General features: G+C 71.6%; 2 protein-coding genes. Both read left to right on the top strand.

Translation table 11 applies throughout. The features are described from left to right. Positions 1 to 227 precede the first annotated feature (227 nt). Positions 228 to 1,250, top strand: coding sequence for a class II fructose-bisphosphate aldolase (fbaA, locus tag ABZ951_RS33705; protein ID WP_344091436.1), 1,023 nt, complete (start codon positions 228 to 230; stop codon positions 1,248 to 1,250). Positions 1,251 to 1,348: 98 nt separating this feature from the next. Beyond that, positions 1,349 to 2,854 (top strand): MFS transporter, encoded by a 1,506-nt coding sequence (locus tag ABZ951_RS33710; protein WP_344091438.1) that lies wholly within the window; start codon positions 1,349 to 1,351, stop codon positions 2,852 to 2,854. Positions 2,855 to 3,078 lie beyond the last annotated feature (224 nt).

Here is a 3,078-nt window from a genome sequence, read left to right on the forward strand (position 1 = left end):
TCCGCGTTTCTCACGTCCCCCCCCCCCCACCACCACCACAATATCTTAAACCCCGCGGGGGGGGGGGGGTGTGGTTACCCCCACCACCCCCCCCCCCCGCCGCATGCATTTGTTATGTGCGCCGTGTGGAGCAATTCGAGGAGTCTGGGAAGATGGGGGCGACGATGAACGTCGCCCCCTAGGTCAGGGCTCCCCTCGCCCACCCGCACATCACAAGGAGCGGACAGATGCCCATCGCAACCCCCGAGGTCTACAACGAGATGCTCGACCGGGCGAAGGCAGGCAAGTTCGCCTACCCGGCCATCAATGTGACCTCGACGCAGACTCTGCACGCCGCCCTGCGCGGCTTCGCCGAGGCGGAGAGCGACGGCATCATCCAGATCTCCACCGGCGGTGCGGAGTTCCTGGGTGGTCAGTACAGCAAGGACATGGTCTCGGGCGCCGTCGCGCTCGCCGAGTTCGCGCACATCGTCGCCAAGAAGTACCCGGTGAACATCGCGCTGCACACCGACCACTGCCCGAAGGACAAGCTCGACGGCTACGTCCGTCCGCTGCTGGCCATCTCGCAGGAGCGCGTCGCCGCCGGTCAGAACCCGCTCTTCCAGTCCCACATGTGGGACGGCTCCGCCGAGAAGCTCGACGAGAACCTCGCCATCGCGAAGGAGCTCCTCGCCGAGGCCGTCAAGGCGAAGATCATCCTTGAGGTCGAGATCACCCCGACCGGTGGCGAGGAGGACGGCGTCACCCACGAGATCAACGACGAGCTCTACACGACCGTCGCGGACGTCGAGCGCACCGCCGAGGCCCTGGGCCTGGGCGAGCACGGCCGCTACCTGCTGGCCGCCTCCTTCGGCAACGTCCACGGCGTCTACAAGCCGGGCAACGTCGTCCTCCGCCCGGAGCTGCTCCGTGAGCTCCAGGACGGCATCGCCGCCAAGTCCGGCAAGGCCGACCCGTTCGACTTCGTCTTCCACGGCGGCTCCGGCTCCACCGCGGAGGAGATCCGCGTCGCGCTGGAGAACGGCGTCGTGAAGATGAACCTCGACACCGACACCCAGTACGCCTTCACCCGCCCGGTCGCCGGCCACATGTTCGCCAACTACGACGGTGTGCTGAAGGTCGACGGCGAGGTCGGCAACAAGAAGACCTACGACCCGCGCACCTGGGGCAAGCTGGCCGAGGCCGGCATGGCCGAGCGCGTCACCAAGGCGTGCGCCGACCTGCGCGCCACCGGCACGAAGCTCAAGTAGTTTCCCGCCGCCTGAAAAGGGCCCGGCCCCCGCTCCTCACGAGCGGGGGCCGGGCCCTTTCACTGGCCGGGCGGCGCCCGCCGGGGGATGATCCGGGCATGAGCGACTCCGCAGGGGACCGCGAGACCGGGCCGCACGGCGTCCGGCTCGGCACCGCCGCCGGGCGCTGGGTACTCCTGACGGCCGTACTCGGCTCGGGCATGGCCATGCTCGACAGCACCGTCGTCAACGTCGCCCTGCCCCACATCGGCCGCGACCTCGACGCGGACCTGGCCGTCCTCCAGTGGACCGTCAACGCCTACATGCTCACCCTCGCCGGGCTCATCCTGCTGGGCGGCGCCCTGGGGGACCGGTTCGGCCGGCGGCGGGTGTTCGTGGTCGGCGTGGTGTGGTTCGCCCTCGCCTCGCTGCTGTGCGGGCTGGCCCCCGACGCGGGCGTCCTCATCGCCGCCCGGGCCCTCCAGGGCGTCGGCGGCGCCCTCCTCACCCCCGGCTCCCTCGCCCTGATCCAGGCCGTCTTCCACCCCGACGACCGGGCGGGCGCCGTCGGCGCCTGGTCGGGCCTCGGCGGGGTGGCCGCCGCCGTCGGCCCCTTCGTGGGCGGCTGGCTCGTCGACGGGCCCGGCTGGCGCTGGGTCTTCCTCATCAACCTGCCGCTCGCGGCCGTCTGCGTCCCCGTCGCCCTCCGGTACGTCCCCGAGACCCGCGACCCCCGGGCCCGCGGCCGCTTCGACGTACTCGGCGCGGCGCTCGGAGCCTTGGCCCTCGGCGCCGTCACCTATGCCCTGATCGAGGCCCCCGAGAAGGGCGCCTCCCCCTGGGTGATCGGCCCGGCCGTCGCCGGAGTGCTGCTCGGCGTGGCGTTCGTCCGCGTCGAGAGCCGCAGAGCCGACCCCATGATGCCGCTGGAGGTCTTCTCCACCCGGATGTTCTCCGCGGTCAACGGCGTCACGGTGTGCGTGTACGCGGCCTTCGGCGGCTTCTTCTTCCTCTCCGTGCTCCAGCTCCAGGTCGTCGTCGGCTGGTCGGCACTCGCCGCGGGCACCGCCCTGCTCCCCACCACCGTCCTGATGCTCCTGCTGTCCGCCCGCTCCGGCCGGATCGCCCAGCGCATCGGACCGCGCGTCCCCCTGACCGTCGGCCCCTTCCTGTGCGCGGCCGGAATGCTGCTGATGACCCGCGCGGGGTCCGGTGCCGTGTACTGGCGGGACGTCCTGCCCGCGCTCGTCGTCCTCGGCCTGGGCATGGTCGTCCTGGTCGCCCCGCTCACCGCGACGGTCCTCGCCTCCGTCGACGTCGCCCGCGCGGGCCTCGCCAGCGGCATCAACAACGCGGCGGCCCGCGCGGCCGGCCTCGTGGCGGTGGCCGCCCTGCCGCTCCTGGTGGGCATGGGCCCTGACGCGTATCGCGATCCCGCGGCGTTCTCCGATACGTTCCGCAAGGCGATGCTTTGGTGCGGGGGCACGTTGGCCTTGGGCGGCCTGCTGGCGTGGACGACGGTCCGGACGACACCGTCGCAGTGCCACCCGGAGAGCCGGTACTCGTGCGGGGTTGCGTCTCCGCCGCTGGACCCTGGCGAGTCGGATCCCCTGCGGGGGGCTTAGGGGGGGCCGCTCCGCTGCGCGGGGCTGTTCAGGTGCGGTGTCGGGCCTGCGCGGGTGGGGGGTGGGTAAGAAACCCATGGGGGCAACGGTTCGCTGCCAGGCACGGGGTCACCACAGGTCTTTTTACCCACCCCCCCCACGTAAGGGGGTGGGTCGGAGCGGGCCTGCGAAAACGAAAGAGTGGAGCCCTGGGGTCGGGAAGCCGCACCCATCGAAGATGTGGC

The sequence above is a fragment of the Streptomyces sp. NPDC046215 genome, from assembly GCF_040646215.1.
In the GTDB taxonomy this organism is placed as follows: domain Bacteria; phylum Actinomycetota; class Actinomycetes; order Streptomycetales; family Streptomycetaceae; genus Streptomyces; species Streptomyces stramineus.